22 protein-coding genes, 6 tRNA genes and 1 riboswitch are annotated in these 21,243 nt (G+C 48.4%); of the genes, 4 read left to right on the top strand and 24 right to left on the bottom strand.

From position 1 onward, the window contains the following. Positions 1 to 43 precede the first annotated feature (43 nt). A riboswitch (TPP riboswitch) is annotated at positions 44 to 144 on the top strand. Between the two features lie 67 nt (positions 145 to 211). Beyond that, positions 212 to 697, top strand: coding sequence for an energy coupling factor transporter S component ThiW (thiW, locus tag ACQKD4_RS00140; protein WP_074035388.1), 486 nt, complete (start codon positions 212 to 214; stop codon positions 695 to 697). 28 nt (positions 698 to 725) lie between these two features. Here thiW and ACQKD4_RS00135 read toward each other — a convergent pair whose 3' ends face one another. Continuing rightward, positions 726 to 1,202 (bottom strand): GNAT family N-acetyltransferase, encoded by a 477-nt coding sequence (locus tag ACQKD4_RS00135; RefSeq protein WP_427372046.1) that lies wholly within the window; start codon positions 1,200 to 1,202, stop codon positions 726 to 728. Between the two features lie 118 nt (positions 1,203 to 1,320). Between ACQKD4_RS00135 and ACQKD4_RS00130 the strand changes: the two genes are divergently transcribed. The 3 genes from ACQKD4_RS00130 (at position 1,321) to ACQKD4_RS00120 (ending at position 4,047) form a co-directional block, all read left to right on the top strand. Then, positions 1,321 to 1,743, top strand: a complete 423-nt coding sequence (locus ACQKD4_RS00130; RefSeq protein WP_427372045.1) for a VOC family protein — start codon at positions 1,321 to 1,323, stop codon at positions 1,741 to 1,743. Continuing rightward, complete coding sequence (locus tag ACQKD4_RS00125) at positions 1,743 to 2,141, top strand: VOC family protein (protein WP_427372044.1); 399 nt, start codon at positions 1,743 to 1,745, stop codon at positions 2,139 to 2,141. The genes ACQKD4_RS00130 and ACQKD4_RS00125 overlap by 1 nt, the downstream gene beginning before the upstream one ends. Before the next feature lie 88 nt (positions 2,142 to 2,229). Beyond that, complete coding sequence (locus tag ACQKD4_RS00120) at positions 2,230 to 4,047, top strand: LTA synthase family protein (RefSeq protein WP_427372043.1); 1,818 nt, start codon at positions 2,230 to 2,232, stop codon at positions 4,045 to 4,047. Positions 4,048 to 4,082: 35 nt separating this feature from the next. On the opposite strand, the gene ACQKD4_RS00115 is transcribed toward ACQKD4_RS00120, so the two are convergent. From ACQKD4_RS00115 to ACQKD4_RS00005, 23 genes are all read right to left on the bottom strand, one after another. Continuing rightward, entirely contained in the window at positions 4,083 to 4,967 is an 885-nt protein-coding gene (locus ACQKD4_RS00115) for a VOC family protein (RefSeq protein ID WP_427372042.1), read from the bottom strand. A 14-nt stretch (positions 4,968 to 4,981) separates the two neighbouring features. Beyond that, entirely contained in the window at positions 4,982 to 5,266 is a 285-nt protein-coding gene (locus tag ACQKD4_RS00110) for a putative quinol monooxygenase (RefSeq protein WP_427372041.1), read from the bottom strand. Positions 5,267 to 5,369: 103 nt separating this feature from the next. Beyond that, positions 5,370 to 8,024 (bottom strand): MMPL family transporter, encoded by a 2,655-nt coding sequence (locus tag ACQKD4_RS00105; protein ID WP_427372040.1) that lies wholly within the window; start codon positions 8,022 to 8,024, stop codon positions 5,370 to 5,372. Positions 8,025 to 8,027: 3 nt separating this feature from the next. Then, positions 8,028 to 8,471, bottom strand: a complete 444-nt coding sequence (locus ACQKD4_RS00100) for a MarR family winged helix-turn-helix transcriptional regulator (RefSeq protein WP_214695082.1) — start codon at positions 8,469 to 8,471, stop codon at positions 8,028 to 8,030. Positions 8,472 to 8,582: 111 nt separating this feature from the next. Beyond that, entirely contained in the window at positions 8,583 to 9,056 is a 474-nt protein-coding gene (locus tag ACQKD4_RS00095; RefSeq protein ID WP_274665359.1) for a YfbM family protein, read from the bottom strand. Between the two features lie 70 nt (positions 9,057 to 9,126). After that, positions 9,127 to 10,068: an NAD(P)/FAD-dependent oxidoreductase gene (locus tag ACQKD4_RS00090; RefSeq protein WP_427372039.1), complete on the bottom strand. Its 942-nt coding sequence runs from the start codon at positions 10,066 to 10,068 to the stop codon at positions 9,127 to 9,129. Positions 10,069 to 10,138: 70 nt separating this feature from the next. Then, positions 10,139 to 10,825, bottom strand: coding sequence for a DUF975 family protein (locus ACQKD4_RS00085; protein ID WP_427372038.1), 687 nt, complete (start codon positions 10,823 to 10,825; stop codon positions 10,139 to 10,141). Between the two features lie 84 nt (positions 10,826 to 10,909). Next, the gene (locus tag ACQKD4_RS00080) at positions 10,910 to 11,128 is read right to left on the bottom strand and encodes a helix-turn-helix domain-containing protein (RefSeq protein ID WP_012727632.1); all 219 of its coding nucleotides are present in this window, start codon (positions 11,126 to 11,128) and stop codon (positions 10,910 to 10,912) included. Between the two features lie 9 nt (positions 11,129 to 11,137). After that, positions 11,138 to 11,617: a DUF2975 domain-containing protein gene (locus tag ACQKD4_RS00075; protein ID WP_427372037.1), complete on the bottom strand. Its 480-nt coding sequence runs from the start codon at positions 11,615 to 11,617 to the stop codon at positions 11,138 to 11,140. Between the two features lie 116 nt (positions 11,618 to 11,733). Beyond that, positions 11,734 to 12,297 (bottom strand): YdhK family protein, encoded by a 564-nt coding sequence (locus tag ACQKD4_RS00070; RefSeq protein WP_427372036.1) that lies wholly within the window; start codon positions 12,295 to 12,297, stop codon positions 11,734 to 11,736. A 141-nt stretch (positions 12,298 to 12,438) separates the two neighbouring features. Beyond that, a complete protein-coding gene (gene glmS / locus ACQKD4_RS00065; protein ID WP_427372035.1) occupies positions 12,439 to 14,235 on the bottom strand; it encodes a glutamine--fructose-6-phosphate transaminase (isomerizing) in 1,797 nt (598 codons plus the stop codon). 359 nt (positions 14,236 to 14,594) lie between these two features. Beyond that, positions 14,595 to 15,953 carry a phosphoglucosamine mutase gene (gene glmM, locus ACQKD4_RS00060; RefSeq protein WP_074035349.1) on the bottom strand — a complete coding sequence of 453 codons (1,359 nt, stop codon included), beginning with the start codon at positions 15,951 to 15,953 and terminating at the stop codon, positions 14,595 to 14,597. 36 nt (positions 15,954 to 15,989) lie between these two features. Further along, entirely contained in the window at positions 15,990 to 17,270 is a 1,281-nt protein-coding gene (locus ACQKD4_RS00055) for a CdaR family protein (protein ID WP_214697360.1), read from the bottom strand. After that, positions 17,271 to 18,131 carry a diadenylate cyclase CdaA gene (gene cdaA / locus ACQKD4_RS00050; protein ID WP_214697362.1) on the bottom strand — a complete coding sequence of 287 codons (861 nt, stop codon included), beginning with the start codon at positions 18,129 to 18,131 and terminating at the stop codon, positions 17,271 to 17,273. A 127-nt stretch (positions 18,132 to 18,258) separates the two neighbouring features. Then, the gene (locus tag ACQKD4_RS00045) at positions 18,259 to 18,894 is read right to left on the bottom strand and encodes an RseA family anti-sigma factor (RefSeq protein WP_214697364.1); all 636 of its coding nucleotides are present in this window, start codon (positions 18,892 to 18,894) and stop codon (positions 18,259 to 18,261) included. After that, the gene (sigW, locus tag ACQKD4_RS00040; RefSeq protein ID WP_012727640.1) at positions 18,891 to 19,466 is read right to left on the bottom strand and encodes an RNA polymerase sigma factor SigW; all 576 of its coding nucleotides are present in this window, start codon (positions 19,464 to 19,466) and stop codon (positions 18,891 to 18,893) included. The genes ACQKD4_RS00045 and sigW overlap by 4 nt, the downstream gene beginning before the upstream one ends. Before the next feature lie 130 nt (positions 19,467 to 19,596). Beyond that, positions 19,597 to 20,499: an arginase gene (gene rocF, locus ACQKD4_RS00035; RefSeq protein WP_427372034.1), complete on the bottom strand. Its 903-nt coding sequence runs from the start codon at positions 20,497 to 20,499 to the stop codon at positions 19,597 to 19,599. 201 nt (positions 20,500 to 20,700) lie between these two features. After that, positions 20,701 to 20,776 (bottom strand) — tRNA-Ala (locus ACQKD4_RS00030). Between the two features lie 18 nt (positions 20,777 to 20,794). Then, positions 20,795 to 20,869, bottom strand: a tRNA-Gly gene (locus tag ACQKD4_RS00025). A gap of 6 nt (positions 20,870 to 20,875) precedes the next feature. Then, a tRNA-Lys gene (locus ACQKD4_RS00020) sits at positions 20,876 to 20,951 on the bottom strand. 5 nt (positions 20,952 to 20,956) lie between these two features. Beyond that, a tRNA-Tyr gene (locus ACQKD4_RS00015) sits at positions 20,957 to 21,040 on the bottom strand. Positions 21,041 to 21,046: 6 nt separating this feature from the next. Beyond that, positions 21,047 to 21,119: transfer RNA gene (locus ACQKD4_RS00010), tRNA-Thr, on the bottom strand. Positions 21,120 to 21,151: 32 nt separating this feature from the next. Then, a tRNA-Val gene (locus tag ACQKD4_RS00005) sits at positions 21,152 to 21,227 on the bottom strand. Between the last annotated feature and the right edge of the window lie 16 nt (positions 21,228 to 21,243).

Genomic DNA, 21,243 nt, shown 5'->3' with positions numbered 1-21,243 from the left:
GTCCCTTCTTTCCGATTTTAGTTATGCTATACTCAAATCAATAAACGACCACTAGGGGAGCCTTCGGGCTGAGACGGCATTTGTGCCGGACCCTTCGAACCTGATCTGGCTCATACCAGCGTAGGGAAGTGGCTTGGGATACGTCTCTGTATGTCCACGCCATTTTTCCGTCTGGAAACGTGGCGTTTTTATTTTTGAAAGGAGACTATTCATGCGTATTCAACAACTCACTTGGATGGCGATGCTCGTTGCCATCGCCGTCGTTGGCTCAATGTTCATCTCGATTCCCACAGGTGTCGCCCGCGCTTATCCGATTCAGCATATGGTGAACGTGATTGCCGCAGTCACCGTCGGCCCAATCGGAGCCGTCCTCGTCGCATTCGTGACCGGACTCATTCGCGTCATGACCGGCACAGGGTCACTTCTCGCGTTCCCCGGTGGCATGATTGGTGCATTTCTTGCTGGTATGTTCTTCGTTCGTACGAATCGCGTCTATGCTGCCGCACTCGGAGAAATCATTGGAACCGGTGTCATCGCCTCGTTGATTGCCGTCCCGTATGCGAAACTGTTGATGGGTTCGACGTTCGGTGCCTTCTTCTTCGTCCCAGCGTTCCTTGCCTCTAGTTTGACGGGTGCGCTTCTCGGTTGGCTCGTCTTGTCGCGTGTCAAACAGTTGCGACCGAGCACACTCAAATAACGTATTTTGATTTAGGAATCCGACCGACTTATGACGGTCGGGTTTTTGTGTGATAGACCCAGATTGCTTCGCCGTTCCATTCATCAATCAAACCGCTGTCGACAAACTCGTTCTTCGCATAAAATTGTTTCGCAGCTTCATTCTCTTGATGGAGGCTCAGGATGATATCATTCACATCGTATTGTGTCTGGATAAATTCCACTGCCATGCGTAGACACTTCGTCCCAACACCTTTCCCCTGCTCATTGTGATCAATCATGAAACGATCGAGCCATACATAACGTTCTGTCTGGTTTTCTGCTCCGACCATCATGAAGCCAACCGGTCGCACGCCTTCATAGAATGCATAGCTTTTCCAATTGAATTTTATATCCTTCTCCATCTCTTGAAGAGACTCGGCATTCGTCTCGATGAATCGAGATTGTTTCTCGTCCACTGTCAGGGCGATGACCGCCTCTCGATTGACTGCATCAACCGGTTGAATCGTGATTTCGTTTACTTTCATACATTCACCTCATTGATTTTCTCTCTCTTTCATACGCTTTCTCCCGTAAAAAGTTTCTTCCCCCGTATCTTTGAAAGCATGTATTCGCTACACTAGAAATAGAAAGGGAGGTTATCATATGTTCCGAATCGGAAGTATCTTCATTCCCGTATCAGATGTAGAACAGTCTCTGCACTGGTATACCACTTATTTTGATGCTCAAGAAATTGGTCGCTGGGAAGGGGGCATCGGTTTGTGTCTACCAGACGGTTCGACTCAGCTCGGATTGATCCAGACCTCGTCACCGCAACCCGCAACGTTCAAAGATGCGTCAGGACAAGCCCATGTCTATTTCAACGTCATTTGTGAAGACATCCAGTTCGCGTATCAATCGTTCGAACAAGCAGGGTTGATTGCGACACCGCTTCACGATTTCGGAGGCATGTCCTGTTTTGACGTACGAGACCCGGATGGACATACAATCAGTCTCATCTCGGAAGATGTGACTTCCCCGTTCCACCGCAATCGCGTGAACGACCTACAAACGAAAGGAAAGTCTTAATGAAACAAATTCACCATATCTGTATCCAAACACCAGATTATGCCGCATCGAAGTCATTTTACGAAGCGCTCGGTTTTGAACTCGTCCAAGAGTCGCCAAACTTCCACACACGTGACTTCAATAGTTGGCTCAAACTCGGAGATTTTTATATCGAGCTCCAGACTGCTAAAACGGATGAAACGTTACAAGACTATTCGAAACATGCGGCCGGTCCCGTCCATTTCGCCCTCTATGTGGATAATCTCGAAGTGGAAGTCGCTCGACTCGAACAGCTCGGCGTCACGTTCTTGCCGAAGCACGGCGGCAACATCTACTTCGTCGTCGACGGTCATTTAAGTAAACTAAAAGCACCGGAAGGAACCATCATCGAATTGCGCGATACGTTTCTGATTAACTGAGGCCCCGTGCCTCTTTTTTGGTTGGACACATCTTCACGTTTCCCTCACTCACCTCATCGGGAATGGGTATGAAAAGGATGTGTTGTTCATGATCAAATATCTCGATTATTGGAGCTACTTGTCACTCTCCCTGGCAAAGCTCTTCTTTTTTAGCTGGTTGACCGCGACGGCGTTCGACTTCTCGTTTTTCCTCATCAATTTGGCGACGATTCTGCTCCTGACGAGCTGGGCACTCGCCGTGTCTTACCCGATTCGCCGATGGATTTTATACGTTTCTCTGTTCCTGCATAGTACCCTACTCGTCTCGGACGTCTGGTACTATCGCTATTTTGAAGACTTATTATCCGTCGCCTTACTGTCCGATATTGGACAGATGGGAGATGTCGGGGGTGGCTTCTTGACGCTCATCCGCCCAATCGATGCATTCTTCTTCATCGACCTCATCATCTACGGTTTGATTTTGCGTTATATGAAACGTCATCCTGTCCGTGAAGCGAAGCGGAACGGAAGACGATTGGCGCTCGCCGGCTTCACTCTCGGATTTCTTCTCTTCACGATTCCGCTCACCCTCAGTTATCAGCGCGGGGAAAAATGGATCGCAGACGACCCGATCTCGAATATGCGCGAATACTATCATCTTGGATTTTGGGGCTATCACGCGATGGATGTCGCCCGAGGCGTCGAACGTGCCATGGGATGGAACGAAGCCCTGACAGACGAGGAGCGTTCTCAAATCCAAGCACTCTCTTATCAGGAATTAAGTGCCCCGAGTCCGGATACGAACGTCATCGTCCTACAACTCGAATCGTTTCAAACTTCCGTCATCGATCAACGCATCAATGGACAGGAATTGACACCGAACTTAAATCGATTGCGACGTGACATGCTCTATTTCCCGAACGTGTATCATCAGACGCATGAGGGGCGGACATCCGATGCGGAGTTCATCGTCAACACGTCACTCTACCCTGTCAAATCCGGTTCGGTGTACACACGTTTCCCGGGAAATCAATTTAGCGCGCTCTCTCAGTCCTTAAACGAGGCCGGCTATGATACGGCAGCCATGCACTCCTTCCGTAAAGACTTTTGGAATCGGGATGATTTTTATGAGAACATCGGGTTCAATCATTTCTTTAGCGACAAAGACTACCCCGACCAAGGCATCATCGGGATGGCACTCAACGACCAGGAATTCTTGAATACGTCCGTCGGATTCATGGAAGAGTTGGATGAACCGTTTTATGCGTTTTTAGTCGCATTGACGAGCCATACACCGTACGACATTCCGGAGGAAGAGAAGCGATTGGACCTGACGGAAATTGAGGACCCGCTTCTCGAAAACTATTACCATACCGTTCATTTCGTCGATGCAGCAGTCGGTCAGTTCATCGAACGATTGAAGCAAGATGGGCTCTGGGATGAGACGCTACTCGTCATGTATGGTGACCACGATAGCGGTCTGACGGCACCTGGAGAAGAGATGGCTACCCTTGAAGAAGTGGACTCAACGGTTGACGCGTTTCAACTCGACCGTGCTGTCCCCCTCTTCATCAAACCGCCTGGATTGACGACAGGAGAAGTCATGGAGGCGAGTGGCGGTCAAATCGATATCGCACCGACGATTCTTGATGTACTTGGGATCTCTCCGGCATATATGCTTGGCGACTCTCTCTTGAATGATACGCCGAATTTGACCGTCTTTCGGACGGGCGCTTTCCGATATGAAGACCATTACTATGAACCAGACTTGACCGAACGTGCTGGTAACGGCACGTGCTATTCCGTCGAGACGGAAGAACCGGTCGCATTCGATCGATGCGCTCCATATATCGACCGTGCGGCCAGTCAGCTCCGTCTCTCGGATACCATCATCGAGAAGGATGCCCTCTCACAAATGAGTCCATGAAAAACCTCCCGAGCTATTTGTCTCGGGAGGTTTGTTTAATAGGCTTTACGCAACGTCGCGATATCGAGTTTTTTCATGGGCAGACACGCCTGTACGACTTGTTCAATCTGCTCTTGCGAACCGACCGTCATCATCTCTTCCATTTCCCACGGAATGATTTGCCACGAGACGCCGTATCGATCTTTCAGCCAACCGCATTCCTCTGCTTCCGGTACAGCCGATAACCGTTGCCAGTACGTATCGACTTCGTCTTGTGTCTCACAAAAAGCGATGAGCGACTGTGTTTCGTTAAATGAAAACATATGATTCTCATTACTGTCCATCACGACAAATTCTCGGCCGGATAAGACGAAACGGGCATAATTGATTTTACCGTCGAGTTCCTCCCCGTCTTCTTCCGTGTACCGTACCGTATGTCCGTCCAATACATACGAATCTTTGAAAATGGAAATCCAATCGTTCATCGCCGCCTCGGCGCGACCAAACGCATCCTGGACAAATAAGAGGCATGGCGTCACGAGCTGAATATCCATCCCCCCATCATGCATGATTTGCCAAGAAACTCCGTAGCGATCCTTCAACCACCCATAACGCTGACTGAAGTCGTACGTATCTAATGGAATCAAGATCTCCGCTCCGTCAGATAATCGTTCCCATAGCGCATTGATTTCTTCAGTTGTCGGGAGCGATACCATATAGGAAATGGACGGATTCCGTTCTTGCGCCGTACCTCCCCCGAGTAACTGAAAGAACTGTCCAGCGAGCGATAACGTCACAATCGTCGTCTCGCCTGCTGGCGAGCTTGAAAATCTCGTCGTATAGTCGACAAACGAATCTGGAAAGATGGAGACATACCACTCGGCGATTTCCTCGACATTCTCCTCAAACCAAATACATGGGATCACAGGTTGCGTAATCATGAGAAAGTCTCCTTTCAGACTTCATGCAAACGATAGACATCACGCACGGCGAGAAGCTCCCCAGCTTCCTCACGATATGCCTGATAATGCGATGAATGAATGTGGTGATCGAGCGCTTCTTCGTCTTGATACTTTTCATAGAAGACAAACGTTCCTGGCGCATCAATCGCCTCGTGAAGAACGTACGCGAGACATCCCTCTTCCGCTCGTGACGGTGGAATCACACGGTGTAGCGCCTCACGTAACGCTTCTTCTTTACCAGGATGAGCTTTCAAGATTGCAGTAATGACGATTTCCATACAGTATTCCTCCTTCGATAATGGACCTGCCTTTCTGTTCCCGAATCTACCTCAATCTATCCCAAAAAACGGATATCTCATCGCACGAGACATCCGTTTCTGCTTATGACTTTTTCTTTTGTCGGAACGGCCACCATACACCATCACCGAACGAAATTGTAATGGCTGGAATCAAGAGTGGCAATACAATCAATCCGTATAGCAACAGACCAGTAATGACGATGGTCGCAATCTGAACGAGACTGAGCACGCCTGACGGAATCATGGCGCCGAACGTCCCGGCGAGAATGACTGCAGCGGTCATAATGACGGTACCCATCTTCGTCATCGAATAGACGAGCGCATCACGGACCGTTTTCCCATTGATCGTCTCTTCCCGGAATCGATCCAGTAGGAAGATGGAATAGTCGATTCCAAGTGCAATCAACATGACGAATCCGAAGAACGGAACGGCCCAGCTGATTCCGTCATAGCCAAGACCTTCCACAAAGATCAGCTCTGTAATCGCTGCTGACGTATAGTACGTCAAGAGAAGCGAAGCGATCATGTAGAGCGGCATGATCATCGAGCGGAACAATGCCGTCAAGACGATGAACAACGTCACGAGCATGATGGCTACCGTTCGATTGAAGTCGTTCGTTGACGTTTCATTCAAATCGCTGTTAATGCTTGAGATACCTGCGTATCCGATGGTCGCATCTGCATATGGTGTCCCCTTAACAGATCGATCCATCGTCTCTTTAATCGTCTCGACGACATCAATCGCTTCTGGTGAGTATGGATCCATCTCTAGTACCACCTCGAGCTGAGTCGCCGTCTCTTCGTCAAAGACGTAGCGTTCTACGGCAGGGGAGAATTCATCTGACGTGAGCGTTCCTTCAGGAAGATAGACGCCTGTCTCCCGAAGCGAATCTGCTTCACTCAACTGTCGCAAGAACGAAACCGCTTCACCGAGGCCCGACTCGATTTGTCCTAATCCGTCGTTCGCTTCGCCGACACCTGTCGCGAGTTGCGATAATCCGGTGCTAAGTTCACCAACCTGAGACCCTTGCGCATTCAATGCGGACGCGGCTTCACTGATGCCCGATTCAATTTGTGTGAGCCCTGCCGACACTTGAGCGAGCTGTCCGACTGCAGCAGGGATGTTTTGAGTCGCTGTCAATCCTTGCCCAATGAGACCAAGTTGACCGTTTAACTGATTCAGCCCAGCTGCTGCTTCTGCAAGCGGTGCCCCGGCATTGGTTGAACCGCTTGGCAATTGTCCGACGACCGTGTCTAGCCCTTGCTCAATTTCATCTAATCCGGCTTGGACATCACCGAGACCCGTCTGTGCGTCAGACAAGCCTTCACTGAGTTCACCGAGTTGCGTGTCGACATAGAAATCGTCGATGACTTCACCAGTCGGGCGTGTGAGGGCACGTACGCCGCTCACTCCATCGACTTTTTCAAGCTCGCTTGCGAACATTTCAATGTATGGGACTTCCGATTCCGTAATGGCTTGATCTTGTTTCAAAATGATTTGTACCGGAAGGGATTCCCCTTGACCGAACCCTTCTGAAATCAAATTCAGTCCACGAACCGAATCGTACCCGTCTCCAATCTCATCGACCGTATTGAACGAACGGGCATCGTCATACGTGAACAGGACTGGCACCGTAATCAATCCAACGACCAAAATCGATACGAACGGGCGATTGACCGACAATCGGCTCAATCCAGCCCAGAGTTTGCTATCATGATGCTCGCCTGCTTTCTTCGATGGCCAGAACAGTCGTTGCTTGAGCGTCGCCATGAAGAATGGGACGACCGTGAAGAGAATCAACAGCAACACCGCAATCCCAACTGCGACGGCGACGGCTGATTTGAAGATTGGAAAATCTGCAAACCCGATGGCCGCGAAACCGACGAAGACCGCAAGCCCACTGATCAAGACCGTCCGTCCTGCCGTCTTGTACGTGTTGACGATTGCGTCTTCAATCGCATGCCCCGCACTCAGTTCCTCTTTATATCGGCTAAGAAGCAGGATACAGTAGTCTGTCCCGATCCCGAACAAGATGGCCACGAGGAATATTTGTGTGTAGTTCGATACCGGGAATCCAAACCAATCCACAAAGAACGCGACAAACGATTGGCTCAATAGATACGTGAAGCCGACCGCGATGAGTGGAATGAATGGTGTCACGATAGAACGGAACACGAGGAGCAGTAACCCAAAGATCAATACGACCGTGATGATTTCCGTCTTTTTCAATCCTTCTTGGGCACTCAAGTTTACATCATTGTTAATGATCTCTTCCCCAGTGATATATACGGTTTCCTCTTGAGGAAGCACGTTTTCACGGACATCATCAGCAAACGCATTGATTTCTTCTGTCGTACCTTCGACCGTGATCGGGACGAGGACGATGCGTCCGTCTTCAGAGACGAGCTGTGCCTCTGTCTCCTCACTTTCAAACGGATCGAGAACATCCGTCACGACCGTTTCATTCTGTCTAAGCTCTTCGATGACACGAGCGACATCCGTTCGCTCGGTTTCGCCAATCGACTCGAACTCGTAGACGAGCGAAATGGTTTTATCACTCTTCCCGGCTTCATCTAAAATCGCTTGTGCACGCTGAGAGTCCATATCGTCCGCTAGCTGAAAACTACCAGCTTCTTCTGCTTGCTTTGTTAAGTTCGGCGCTACGACAAATAGTGCCGCCGTCAATACGATGAGGGAAATGAGGATTCCCCAACGCCATTGAATGATTTTATGCACGCGTTATTCCTCCCCGATTCGGAGCAATTGTTTTATTTTCCGGAACGTCCGGACAAATTGCTCAATTTCAATTTCGTCTACTTCTCCATCGATGAGGGATTCTACATATCGATAGACGGCACCGTCCACTTCCTCGACGAGCCGCTTTCCTTCTGAGGTCAATTCAATCAAACGTTCGCGCTGATCCTTGCCACGTCGACTCGTGACAAGTTCTTTTTCGACCAGTTTTTTGAGTCGATTCGAGACCGCACTTTTATGGACACCTTGCTTTTGTGCCAATTGCCCAGCAGGGGTCGGTCCAAATTGATCAAGCAACTTTAAGAGCTGGAGTTGTTCACGCGAATATTCACGCCATACATCCCCTTCCATCGCTTCGATGACATGTTCCGTCCCATGGAACATCACTTCTTCAAATAACTGCACGGCTTCGCGCATCAATGCTTTCATTTTTAGTTTACCCCCTAAACTAGATGCTTATAGTTTATGCCCTAAACTAAATGACGTCAAATAAAAAGACCGATAAGGAGAATCCTATCGGCGCAACATATCAGTCGTATTTTATCCAATCCATGTGATCAACCCTTCTTGCTTTTGTGACGCGGATGAAAAAATCGCTTTCAATTCCTCGAATTGTTCGAGCAAGTATTGCTTCTCCTCACTTCCCCACCCTCTCTCGAATGGGTAAAGTTCATGCGCATTCATCCTCGTCGCCTCATAACGTGATTCAAGGGCATCTCGTTCGATATAGTGAAGTCGGGTCGTTAAGTCCTTCACTTCTGCTGACGTCAAATAGGCCGTTCCTGTTTCCTCTTCGATTACCATTCCGCCGAAAATCGTTCTCCCGAGTGAGTGACGATCAATGTCGTCCAAGTCCGCTTCTCCGGTCAGCAAAAAGTACAGTCCGTGCCACGCTTTATCGATATCCGATTGTCTTTCCTCGTAAGTGTACAATTCCTCGAAATAATCAGGTTCATCAAGTAGCCGCGCCAACTCATCATCTGTTACTCGCAAGTAAGTTCCAATCATCCCCATATGAGTGCCCCTCTCCAGTTCGTTTGTCTGTCTATTCGTCATCAAAACGAAAAAACCTTCCGTAGAAGGTTTAAACGATTGCCTTGGCGACACGTAGACCAGATAAATAGGCACTCTCAAATCGAGTACGTCCGGATGGATCATCCGCTTCAAGAAAGATATCGCCAGCTAAATAAATGGGATGATGGCTTACCTGATAAAACGGTTCATGCCACACCTCTGTCGCTTGCGCATAGCGCCACCGTTTCAATTGCCGTGACACGATGTCGATATCGCCAACTTCCTCCCTGAATAACCGCTCAACTTCTGCAAGTGTCTCCTCTTCCGGTCGCTCATACCACTCCTCACTCCACGCTTCTTCCATATATACGCTGATGAGCGAGGTCGCAGTGATTCCTTTTTGCTGATTATTGATCACCTTCAACAATCCAGGTGTTAGGTCATGATCGAGAATCCCATCTTCCCCAATCTGTACATCCCCCGTACATTCGAAGAGACCAACGAACGTCGGCGCATACACGAGACGTCGCAAGGAAGGTGTGACCTGATCAACCAAACTCCCGAGTAATTCGAACGATTGCGGAAGCGGTGCCGTCATCACGATTCGGTCGTATGAACGTCTCGTCACATCTGTCTTCACGCTGATGGTACCATCCTCTTCTATGTGAACGTGCTCCACGTGTTCATTCAAGTGTACCGTCAATCCCTCAGCAAGATGCTTGGCGAGTTCATTCATACCATCCGTCCCCACGTATCGCGGATAAGGATCCGCATACCAGACACGCACCCAGTTCGCACTCATCCACGACTGTACCTCGCGTTTGAGCTCTTCCCCACGTACGGTGAAATAGACGGCCCCGTGATCCGCTTGTCCGTCACCGATTCGACGAGTCGCCAAACGTCCCCCGACGCTTTGACTCTTTTCAATCAATTCAACCGTATGACCTCGACGTGCGAGTTCACGCGCTGCGATGATTCCGCTCAGACCAGCCCCAATGATTCCAATCTTCATTCAGCATTTCCCCTTTCCTTCATGAAGATTGTAGCATGCTCATTCCTTTCAACCTCTATTTAATATGCTTTCAGGCTGGTTTGTTCCATTGTTCGTCGTACGCCCGACGCGAGTCTTCATACATGACAGCGAAACGCGCAACGACGAATGGACGAATGAGGATTGTCGCAATCGATAATGATAATGCGGCAAGTAAAACCGAATTCACAACCATAAATAACGTGAAGCCAATCAAATAAATCGGGATGAACGGCAAAATCAGTTTAAATGCGTCCCACTTCTGACCATGCATCAACGTGCGTGACTTCGTGATTGCTTCTCTGACTGATAGCTCTGGCTCATCTCGCAAAATAAAGTACGTGAACGCGTAGGAAAAGAACTTCATGATTCCCGGAACAATGAATAATAGTGTCCAAAGCGTCTGGAAGATGGCTAGTAGGATGACAGCCGTCACATGCTTACCAAATCGTTCTTTCATCGGTCGAAACACATAACGAAACTCCGCGTCTTGTCCGCGAATGATTGAAAGAATGACCCAGTGATACCCGATGATGATTGGATATAGCATAAAGGATACAACCATCGTACTTACAAGGAATACAATCGCCTGTAACGAACCGGCTTTCGCCCCGTAAAGTGTCGGGTCGAATATTGCAATAAACTCTAATATAATGGCACAAAGAAACGACCAGGATAATAGTAGACCTCGTTTCCCATTGATTGCTTCATGTGTCCGTTCTGTCCATGTTTGAACCATTTTCTAGTCTCCCCCTGAATGATTTATCTTATATACGCTATATCGTTCAAATACGTTTCATGTTCACACAAAAAAAGCAGAGATTCACTCTGCTCGTTCGTCCGCTCGATATTCTAGTATGTCCCCCGGTTGACAGTCGAGCGCTTCACAAATCGCTTCGAGCGTCGAAAAACGAATCGCTTTCGCTTTGCCATTCTTTAAAATCGACAAGTTCGCCATGGTGATCCCGACCCGCTCCGATAGTTCTGTCACACTCATTTTCCGCTTCGCTAACATCACATCTAGATTCACAATCATCGCCATGTTCTCACCTCAGACCGTCAAATCGATTTCTTGTTTCATATCAATGGCTCGCTTCAATAATTTCTGTAACAACTCAGCAAAGACGGCAATGACAAATGCGGCGAACACGAAGACGAACCCGATGACTAAGAAACCTGGGGAATCATCACGTTCAGCGAACCAATAGAAGAACGGAAGTAACGCCGTATAGATGACCGTGATGGTCAATGCGCAATACTTGATCACTCGAAGTACTTTCACCGCTTCATAGGAGAACGCCTCATTCCGGTCAATTAATCCTAGCAAGGTAAATGTCTGGAACAGAGCCACAAAATAGGGGACTGCCGCCACATACATCCCCACGAGAATCGGACGCATCGAATTCGCAATCCACCCTCCGCTCTCGGTTGCGTCTCGCCAAAGAAACGGAAGTAAAAAGATACAGGCTGCAAGAATCGGAATGGCTAAGACAATCACCGATAGTTTCAAGAAGACGGTTTCTCGTTTCACCTGTCATACACCTCACTCATTTTATTTCCTTTATCATACGCCCTTATTTATCGTTTATCAATAAATATTTATCGAAAAAAAATAGACCTCAAGCATTTTCTTGAGGTCTTCTTTCCTTACTTCATCGCTTCTAGTTCACTTTCGGTCACCCATTTATGGTTTGTGACCTCTTCTCCATCTTCCGTCGTGTAATCCACCATATAAACCGTTGTCTCTTCAGCCGTATCAATTGTCGCTTCTGCTCCGTCCATGCCCTCCATGTGATCAGCAGCCAATACGACTTGTTCACCTTCTGCTAATGGCGCGTCGCCCGGATTCTCGAGTTCCTCATGAATCACCCATTTGTGATTCTCTACCGGATCACCGCCCGTGGTCGGTGTGTAACTGACTGCGTATACAGTCGTATCATACGCACCGATAATCGTGGCTTCAACACCTTCCATCCCCGGCATATGATCTGCCGTCATCATCGCTGTCGACCCTACCGGATACGTCGGATCACTCGCTTCCATCAGTCCGTCTGGTATCTCTCCAGACCCCGAATGGTTCATTGACGAATGGTCCATGCTTTGTTCTTCTGACATTTCCATCGATGTATCGTCTGCCGTATCCCCACATGCAGCCAATGATGTAGCGAGGATCATGACACCTAAGCCCGTCATCCATTTCTTCTGTTTCATCGAATCTCTCCCTTTATTCATACTCACGTTGAGTGTACCCGCTCTTTCAGGAAAACAGACATTTTTGAGAGCATTCCGATGATTTGTTAACTGACTGCAACAAAAAAGGCCAAAATCTCGAAAGATTCTGGCCATGGATGATTATTCAACTGTTACAGACTTCGCCAAGTTCCGTGGCTTGTCGACATCACAGTCGCGGGCGAGTGCCGCATAGTACGAGATGAGTTGAAGTGGAAGAACCGTCACGAGTGGCGTGAGAAGTGGTTCAACACGTGGAAGAACGAATGCATCGTTCTCGTGCTCCATTCCTTCCATTGAAATCGTACAAGCTATTGCACCACGCGCCACAACTTCTTTGATGTTTCCACGAATGTTGAGGTGTGTGTTCGGTTGAGACACAAGTGTGATGACTGGTGTCCCATCTTCAATCAACGCAATCGGTCCGTGTTTGAGTTCCCCGCCTGGGTATCCTTCTGCTTGGATGTATGAGATCTCTTTGAGCTTCAATGCGCCTTCAAGACCTACATATGAATCCAATCCACGTCCGAGGAAGAATGCGTTACGTGATTCTTTCAAGAACTTATCAGCAAGCTCTTCAAAGATTTCTTTTTGTGCCATAATCGAGTCCATCGTTGTTGCAACGAGTGCGAGCTCTTGCATCAAATCAAACGGAAGTTTCTTCCCGTTCGCACGAGCGATGTCGTATGCGAGAATCGCGAGGACGGCGATCTGTGCCGTGTACGCTTTCGTCGAGGCGACGGCGATCTCTGGTCCTGCGTGGAGGAGCATCGTCTCGTTCGCTTCACGCGACAGTGTCGATCCTGCTACGTTTGTTAACGTGAGCGCTTTATGGCCAAGCTTTTTCACTTCGACGAGGACGGCACGGCTGTCCGCTGTCTCACCTGATTGTGAGATGAAGAGGAAGAGTGGCTTCTCTGTCAAAAGTGGCATGTTGTAACCGAACTCTGACGCGACGTGTACTTCAGTCGGTACACCTGCGACGCGTTCGATCAATTGTTTCCCAACAAGACCGGCATGGTAACTTGTACCACACGCGACGATATAGACGCGGTCTGCTTCCGAGACGAGCTCGCGCACGCCTTCCGTGAGTTCGATGTCGCCGTTTTCGTTCTGGTAGTGCTGGATGATGTTGCGGATGACGGCCGGCTGCTCGTCCATCTCCTTCAACATGTAGTGCGCGTACGTGCCCTTCTCGATGTCTGACGCGTCGATCTCGGCCGTGTACGGTGCACGCTCAAGCACTTCGCCGTCGAGCGTCTTGATTGTCGCCGACTCACGCGTGAGGATGACGATCTCGCCGTCGTGGAGCTCGAGGTACTGGTCCGTCACCTGGAGCATCGCCATCGCATCCGATGCGACGACGTTGAACGTGCCGTCACCGAGTCCGACGAGGAGCGGTGACTTGTTCTTCCCGATATAGAGGCGCTCTTTGTCCTCTGAGTCGATCATCGCAATCGCGTATGAACCGTGGAGTTCCGAGAGCGTCTTGCGGAACGCCGCCTCGACGTCGCCGAGCTCGACGAAGTGTTTCTCCATGAGCTGGACGATGACTTCCGTGTCCGTCTCTGAAAGGAACGGGACGTCAAGCGTCTTCTTGATGATTTCGTCGTTCTCGATCACGCCGTTGTGCACGAGCGTGAAGCGTCCTGTCGTACTTTGGTGCGGGTGGGCGTTCGGTACGCTTGGTACCCCGTGTGTCGCCCAACGTGTGTGGCCGATTCCAATCGTGCCGTCTACTTCTGCTGGGATGATTTCGCGTAGCGCAGCGATGCGACCGACTTCTTTGTGAACGTTGACATTTTCATGCATCAACGCAAGACCTGCCGAGTCATAACCACGGTACTCGAGTTTTTCAAGACCTTTGAGAAGGACTTCCTTCGCTCCGGTATTCCCAATCATTCCTACAATTCCACACATAAACAAATCTCCTCTATTCTTCGATTTCTCGAAAAAGGAAACGGGCTTTTTCTAAGAGCTGTCAATACACGCTTCTTTGTCCGTCCGGTCACCCGGGCGTTTTAAAAGTGTGCTTTTCGTCGTGACAGGCGACGAGGAGGCATCCGCCGAAATCTCGATAACCTCCAACCTCGTCAACTCCGCAGAGTTCTGGCGCTTGTTCGTACTCTTGTGTCCTTCCGTTTCCAAGGTCACGCTCTTAATAGTACAAATCACACCCCCATTCGTCAAGAAGAACCATTGTTTTCTCGATGACAAAACGGAAACAAAAAGGGAATCCAACGTTGGATTCCCTTGTGTTATTCCCGGTTTCTGAAAAATTATCCTTCTACGCCGTAATCTTCACGCACGACTTGCGCGATTTTTTCAACGTAACGGTCACATTCTTCCGCTGTCGGCGCTTCTGCCATGACACGGACGAGTGGCTCTGTTCCAGATGCACGGACGAGAATCCGACCGTTCCCAGCCATTTCCGCTTCCGCTTCTTGAATCGTCGCGAGCACACGCTCTCCATTCATTGCATCATTCTTATTCGTCACACGAATGTTGACGAGCTTTTGCGGATAAACCGGCATCTCAGCTGCCAATTCAGAAAGTTTACGACCTGTCGACTTGACGATTTCCGCCAATTGGACGCCTGATAACATCCCATCACCCGTTGTCGAGTGATCGAGGAAAATCAAGTGACCCGACTGTTCGCCACCGAGTGTGTATTGATGTTTCTTCATTTCTTCTACAACGTAACGGTCTCCAACTGCTGTTTGAAGCGCCGTCATGCCCGCTTCTTCTACAGCTTTATGGAAGCCAAGGTTACTCATGACCGTCGCGACAATTGTGTTGTCTTTCAAACGACCTTTTTCACTCAAGTATTTCCCGCAGATGTACATGATTTTGTCTCCATCCACGATATCACCGTTCTCATCAATCGCAATCAAACGGTCTCCATCACCATCAAAGGCAAGACCCATATCCGCTCCTTTTTCACGAACGAACTCAGCCAAGTGCTCAGGGTGTGTCGAGCCGACACCTTCGTTGATGTTCAACCCGTTCGGCGAGTTTCCGATTGTCGACACGTTCGCCTCAAGGTCAGCGAAGAGACGCGCTGCAAGACCACTCGTTGCACCATGCGCACAGTCAAGCGCGATGTGAAGGCCATCAAAGTCCTCTTCTACAGTCTGTTTCAACATTTGAAGATACTTTTGTGCACCTTCATAATAATCTGAAACGAAACCGAGGTCTTTTCCAGTCGGACGTGGGAGTGTATCTTCTGCAGCGTCCAAAATGTCTTCGATTTCTTGCTCGGTTGCGTCATCTAATTTGAAACCATCGCTACCGAAGAATTTGATGCCGTTGTCTGCAACAGGGTTATGCGATGCCGAGATCATGACTCCCGCTGTCGCATCTAATGACTTCGTCAAGTAAGCGACCCCAGGTGTCGAGATGACACCGAGACGCATGACTTCTGCACCGATTGAAAGAAGACCCGCAATCAATGCACCCTCTAACATATGTCCTGAGATTCGTGTGTCACGACCAATCAAGACTTTTGGCTGTTCGCCTTCTGGCAAATGTTTCGAGAGCACGTAGCCACCCGCACGACCTAAACGATATGCTAATTCCGCAGTCAACTCAGAGTTCGCAACACCGCGAACTCCATCTGTTCCAAAATATTTACCCATAAGATTAAATCCTCACTTTTGTATGATTGAACATCTTTATTGAATAGAAGATGTTTCTGTTTCTTCATCGACGCTTGTCAATTGAACATCGATTGTTTTTGGCGAAATGACAGTTACGCCTTTTGGTACTTCATAATCTACATCTACCGCGTGTGTCCCACTCGGTAAACCTGTTAAATCTAAGGTTACATTGACACTGTTCGAGGAGATGTTCTCTAGAAGGGATCGTTTTCCAGACAACGTCACACTGACAACTTCTTGCGTTTGAACCGTGTAATTTGTCCGGTCATATCCACGAACATTGACAGGAACCGTCAATCGAATCCGTTCCGTCAATTCACCCGTGTCATCTTTCGACTCGTCGTTCGGACGAATCAACACTTGGACTTCGACTTCTTTTTTACCGAGAGATGTCGCTCCTTCTGGAAGGCGGAGGGTGGCATTTAACTTTTCAGACTTTGTTAAGTCATCCAGCTCAATCGGTTCCGTCTCGATTGTTTCGAGTGCGTCGAGCACTTCTTTTGGTGCAAAGACACGGACTTCCGTCTCACTTAACAACGTATCGACTAGTCGGAAGTCATCCGCCACTTCTCCGCTCGTAACGACCTCGATTGGGATCATCGCACTTTGATCATAAATCGGTACGGTGACATTGATGATATTCGGGTCGACCGACACGTTCAATGGGTTTCCATTCGCATCTAAAATAGTCGGGGGAATTTCTCGTGTAAACGTCTGACTTTGATTCGCAACGTCTACATTCAATGTAATTTCTTTGACGTTTTGAATCCGACTTGCGCCTCCCGTGACTTTCACAGTAGACGGTTCGATTTCGACATCACCAGCTACTTTCCCGTCCGGTAACTGATCTTTGTTTAATAAGTTGACAGATACCGGCACTTCAATCGTTTGCTTCCGGTCAATATAGATTTCGACAGTCTCTCGGTCTAACTTGACGTTGACGTCGCCACCGAATCCTCGTGCCTCGACCGGAACACGGTGAAAGCCCGTCCCGAGGTTCGTCAAGTCGACGAATACCTGATAATCTTTCACCAATTTGGTCATCGTTAAACTACTGGACGGACCTTGAAGCTCAACGCCCATCTCTTCCGGTACATTATATGCGACATACTGCACCTCATCAAAAAACACTTCGACCGGCACATCGAGCGTCATGGAACTCTGTCCGACGATCGGCAGCGCGCTCGACGCATTGTTCGAAGAGCTAGTCTCAGCGACCATTAAGTATAAAAGGACGGCTAAAGCAAGTGCGATGAAGCGGAGAAACCATTTATGTTGTAACCACTGATCAATCACTTACTTATCCCCTCCTTTTTTACCGAAGAACGAGAGGGTCGCCTCTTTTTCTTCGATGACGAGTTCTTGAATTAATTTGTTGCGTAGCGCTTCTTCATCCAATTCGCGATACAGACGTCCTGCAATCGCAAGGGAGACCGCTCCCGTTTCTTCTGAGACGGTAAGGGTGACACTGTCTGTCACTTCACTGACGCCGATGGCTGCACGGTGACGCGTCCCGAGCGCTTTATCGATGTGTGGACTTTCAGAGAGCGGTAAATAACAAGCTGCCGCTGCAATCTTCCCGTCCTGAATAATCATCGCTCCATCATGAAGCGGCGTGTTTGGAATGAATAAGTTAATAATCAACTGAGACGTAATATGCGAGTCCATCCGAATGCCTGTCTCGACATATTCATTAAGTCCCGTATCGCGTTCGATGGCAATCAATGCACCGATTCGCCGTTTGGACATATACTGTGCAGAACTGACGATGGCTTCAATCATTTGTCGTTGTTGCTCTTCGTCACTCGTTCCCGTACGTCCGAATAAATTGCTCGTTCGTCCGAGATGTTCAAGACCACGTCTCAACTCAGGTTGAAAGATGATGATGATCCCAAGAAGACCATACGTAATCACCTGATTTAGCAAGAACTGGAGCGTCTTCAATCCGAAGAAACCGCTCAAGAACCAACTGACCAGGATGATCGAGATCCCTTTGATTAACTGAACTGCTTTTGTCCCACGTACAATCATCATTAACTTATAAATCACGTACGTGACGACGACGATATCTAAAACATCATTCAAATAATCGTACCAATGTACGTTTTCTGAAAGATTTAAAAATGAGAAAAATGATACTTGTTCAAGTAGCGGCAAATGCTCCCCTCCTTAACTACCTAGCTAAATCGTGCAAGTTTCATTATATCATCAATTCTGTCTAGACGCATTGCGTCACTTCAAAACGAAACCAGATTGAAACGAAAAAAAGACGCTAGATGCGTCTTTAGAATAGTTGTTTCATCGAGTACCAAATCCACTCGAACATTTGGTCAATTTGTTCAAGCTCACCTGTCACTTGACCGGCACTGGCTAAATACGCACGACCATTCACAGCGGTCGCGTCACCTTTGACCGTTCCTTCGATTCGTAAATCGCCACCTTGAACGGTGATATCCTTCTCGACCGTTACACCGGCTGGCACAATGACTTCGTTCTCTGACACGACAACCCCTGGTACTTTTGTATAGGTCATCGTCTCAGATGCACTGTTCCAGAGTCCAAGTGTCGCGCTAGACATTAGACTGAAGAACAGGACCGCCGCGATTAAAGCCGGGTGTCGTTGTAGCCAAGCGATTTGTTTCGAGTGCGGTTTTCGTTCTTTTCGGATTGGTTTTGATAACGGAACGACCGTATCGGGTGCTTTTTGTACAGGTGCTTCAGGCAAAGCGGCCATCACACGTGCAGTAAAATCGGCTGATAACTTTGGACGAGGCAATGCTTTCAGTTCTGCGTCGATTCGTTCATATTGTAGATACGACTTGTATAATTCATCGTCTTCTAACAATTGACGCAATTCGTCAGATTCTTCGGGCAAAACGCCATCTTCCAAATATTGTTGTACTTTTTCTTCAGGAGTCAATTGAACCCCTCCCTATTTTGAAAGATTGTTTTTAACATTTCTCTTCCCCGGAAGATCCTTGTTTTAACCGTTGCGACCGGCATGTCGATCATCACGCTGATTTCTTTTAATGACAAATCATCCACATACTTTAGGAGTAAAGGAATACGATATTTGTCGGGGAGTTGCTTGATCGCTTCATGCATCTCACTTCGAATTTCGCGATGAACCACTTGGGCATCGGGTTGGGGCGCTTCATCAGCTAAGTGGTCTTGATAGGTCAAACCGTCTGTACCTGCAATTTCGGCATCCATCGAATACTCCGGTTTTCGTTTCCTCAATCGATCGATGGCAACGTTCGTTGTGATTCGATAGAGCCACGTTTTGAACTTATATTGTGCGTCATACGTATCGATTCGTGTATACGCACGAATGAACGCTTCTTGGGCAGCGTCTTCCGCTTCGCCACGATCATACAAAATTTTATAGGCGATTGCAAAGACGCCATCCTTGTATAGTTCTACCAGTTCGGCAAACGAATCGTGATTCCCCGCCCTCAATTCATCTACCAAACGGGTGGTCAGCCGTTCCATCAATCCACTTCCCCTCTCCGCTACACATGCGGTCATTTCTATATACGTCTCATGATTCAAATGGTTTCATTTAAAATAAAAAAAGTTTCCACCCCCATTGTAGCAAACGGGTTTGGAAACTGTAAGGAAATCAGACTGTCTCGCCTTCCAATAACAGGTTTTCTTTTGATTTTATAATCGTTTCACACAGACGATACGCTAAATTTGCCGTCATATCTTCTCGGTCTAACACTGGATTCAATTCAACGAGTTCGACAGCAATTAAATCATCTGCTTTCATAGCTTCTGTTAAAATCGCCTTGGCTTCGACTTCTGTCAGACCACCATCAACCGGTGTCCCCGTTCCAGGTACAAGTGATGCATCCAAACTATCCATATCAAAGCTGATGTAGAAACGATTGACGCGTTCACGTAGATAATTCAATGCTTCTTGCATGATGACATCGACACCACGCGTTCGCACTTCTTCTACAGTAACGACTTTGATGCCAAGTCGATTAATCTCGTTCATTTCCCCTTCATCGATATCACGAAGTGCGATGTATACTAAATGCTCCGGTGATAACTTCGGCTCACGTCCGCCTACCTCTGTCAGACGAACATCACCCATGCCCATTGCAGCCGCAAGCGGCATTCCATGAATATTGCCGGATGGTGACGTTTCTCCAGTATTCAAGTCAGCATGAGCATCTACCCAGATGACACCGTATGGTCCTGTTTGAGCCAACCCAGCGAGTGTACCGATTGCCATACTATGATCGCCCCCAACGATCAATGGGAATCGATTCGCTGTAATCTCACGATGCACAACTTCCGCTAATTCGGTGACTGTGTGTAGGACACCATCGACTCGCTTCAAGTGTTCCTCATTTTCACGAATTTCAGATTCCGGTAACACGCGAATCGTATGTTTGACCGTTTCCGGTGGCAAGAGTGTCTCCATCCCTAATTCGTTTAATTTTGCTGGTCCTTGGTCAACCCCGAGTTTCCCTTGACCGTATCGCAGCGGTACATGAATATATGACCATTGCATTGCCATTCCCCCTTTGAACGCTTGATAACTAAATTGTAAACGCTATCATTCGTTTGGTTCAACTCGGCAATAAAATGAATAAACATACAAAAAGGCAGCCTGAATGGTGGCAGGCTGCCTTTCTCTGTACTCTCATTTGAATGGTTCATGGTTTTAGGCAAAAAAAAACTTAAGTCATCACTAACTTAAGAAACAAACATATGGTGGAGCCTAGCGGGATCGAACCGCTGACCTCCTGCGTGCAAGGCAGGCGCTCTCCCAGCTGAGCTAAGGCCCCGAAACAGGGATAAGAATATGGAGCGGAAGACGGGATTCGAACCCGCGACCCCGACCTTGGCAAGGTCGTATTCTACCACTGAACTACTTCCGCAAAAAATGGTGAGCCATGCAGGGCTCGAACCTGCGACCCTCTGATTAAAAGTCAGATGCTCTACCAACTGAGCTAATGGCTCAAACCTGGTGGGGGGGGGCGGATTCGAACCGCCGAACCCGAAGGAGCGGATTTACAGTCCGCCGCGTTTAGCCACTTCGCTACCCCCCCGAGGAGTGCCGGCGAAAGGATTCGAACCCTCGACCCTCTGATTACAAGTCAGATGCTCTACCAACTGAGCTACACCGGCATATATATAGGTTTGATGTTAATACATAAAAATGGTGGAGGATGACGGGATCGAACCGCCGACCCCCTGCTTGTAAGGCAGGTGCTCTCCCAGCTGAGCTAATCCTCCATATGGTGACCCGTAC

Source organism: Exiguobacterium sp. NPDC077395 (assembly GCF_050269125.1).
GTDB lineage: Bacteria > Bacillota > Bacilli > Exiguobacteriales > Exiguobacteriaceae > Exiguobacterium > Exiguobacterium aestuarii_A.
This window is presented reverse-complemented; position numbering and strand designations above follow the sequence as displayed.

What these genes read in the sequence shown, in the direction of transcription:
- thiW (WP_074035388.1), top strand. Translation starts at nt 212, where the DNA reads ATGCGTATTCAACAACTCACTTGGATGGCGATGCTCGTTGCCATCGCC.
- ACQKD4_RS00135 (WP_427372046.1), bottom strand. Translation starts at nt 1,202, where the DNA reads ATGAAAGTAAACGAAATCACGATTCAACCGGTTGATGCAGTCAATCGA.
- ACQKD4_RS00130 (WP_427372045.1), top strand. Translation starts at nt 1,321, where the DNA reads ATGTTCCGAATCGGAAGTATCTTCATTCCCGTATCAGATGTAGAACAG.
- ACQKD4_RS00125 (WP_427372044.1), top strand. Translation starts at nt 1,743, where the DNA reads ATGAAACAAATTCACCATATCTGTATCCAAACACCAGATTATGCCGCA.
- ACQKD4_RS00120 (WP_427372043.1), top strand. Translation starts at nt 2,230, where the DNA reads ATGATCAAATATCTCGATTATTGGAGCTACTTGTCACTCTCCCTGGCA.
- ACQKD4_RS00115 (WP_427372042.1), bottom strand. Translation starts at nt 4,967, where the DNA reads ATGATTACGCAACCTGTGATCCCATGTATTTGGTTTGAGGAGAATGTC.
- ACQKD4_RS00110 (WP_427372041.1), bottom strand. Translation starts at nt 5,266, where the DNA reads ATGGAAATCGTCATTACTGCAATCTTGAAAGCTCATCCTGGTAAAGAA.
- ACQKD4_RS00100 (WP_214695082.1), bottom strand. Translation starts at nt 8,471, where the DNA reads ATGAAAGCATTGATGCGCGAAGCCGTGCAGTTATTTGAAGAAGTGATG.
- ACQKD4_RS00095 (WP_274665359.1), bottom strand. Translation starts at nt 9,056, where the DNA reads ATGGGGATGATTGGAACTTACTTGCGAGTAACAGATGATGAGTTGGCG.
- ACQKD4_RS00090 (WP_427372039.1), bottom strand. Translation starts at nt 10,068, where the DNA reads ATGAAGATTGGAATCATTGGGGCTGGTCTGAGCGGAATCATCGCAGCG.
- ACQKD4_RS00085 (WP_427372038.1), bottom strand. Translation starts at nt 10,825, where the DNA reads ATGGTTCAAACATGGACAGAACGGACACATGAAGCAATCAATGGGAAA.
- ACQKD4_RS00080 (WP_012727632.1), bottom strand. Translation starts at nt 11,128, where the DNA reads ATGGCGATGATTGTGAATCTAGATGTGATGTTAGCGAAGCGGAAAATG.
- ACQKD4_RS00070 (WP_427372036.1), bottom strand. Translation starts at nt 12,297, where the DNA reads ATGAAACAGAAGAAATGGATGACGGGCTTAGGTGTCATGATCCTCGCT.
- glmS (WP_427372035.1), bottom strand. Translation starts at nt 14,235, where the DNA reads ATGTGTGGAATTGTAGGAATGATTGGGAATACCGGAGCGAAGGAAGTC.
- glmM (WP_074035349.1), bottom strand. Translation starts at nt 15,953, where the DNA reads ATGGGTAAATATTTTGGAACAGATGGAGTTCGCGGTGTTGCGAACTCT.
- sigW (WP_012727640.1), bottom strand. Translation starts at nt 19,466, where the DNA reads ATGGAACGGCTGACCACCCGTTTGGTAGATGAATTGAGGGCGGGGAAT.
- rocF (WP_427372034.1), bottom strand. Translation starts at nt 20,499, where the DNA reads ATGCAATGGTCATATATTCATGTACCGCTGCGATACGGTCAAGGGAAA.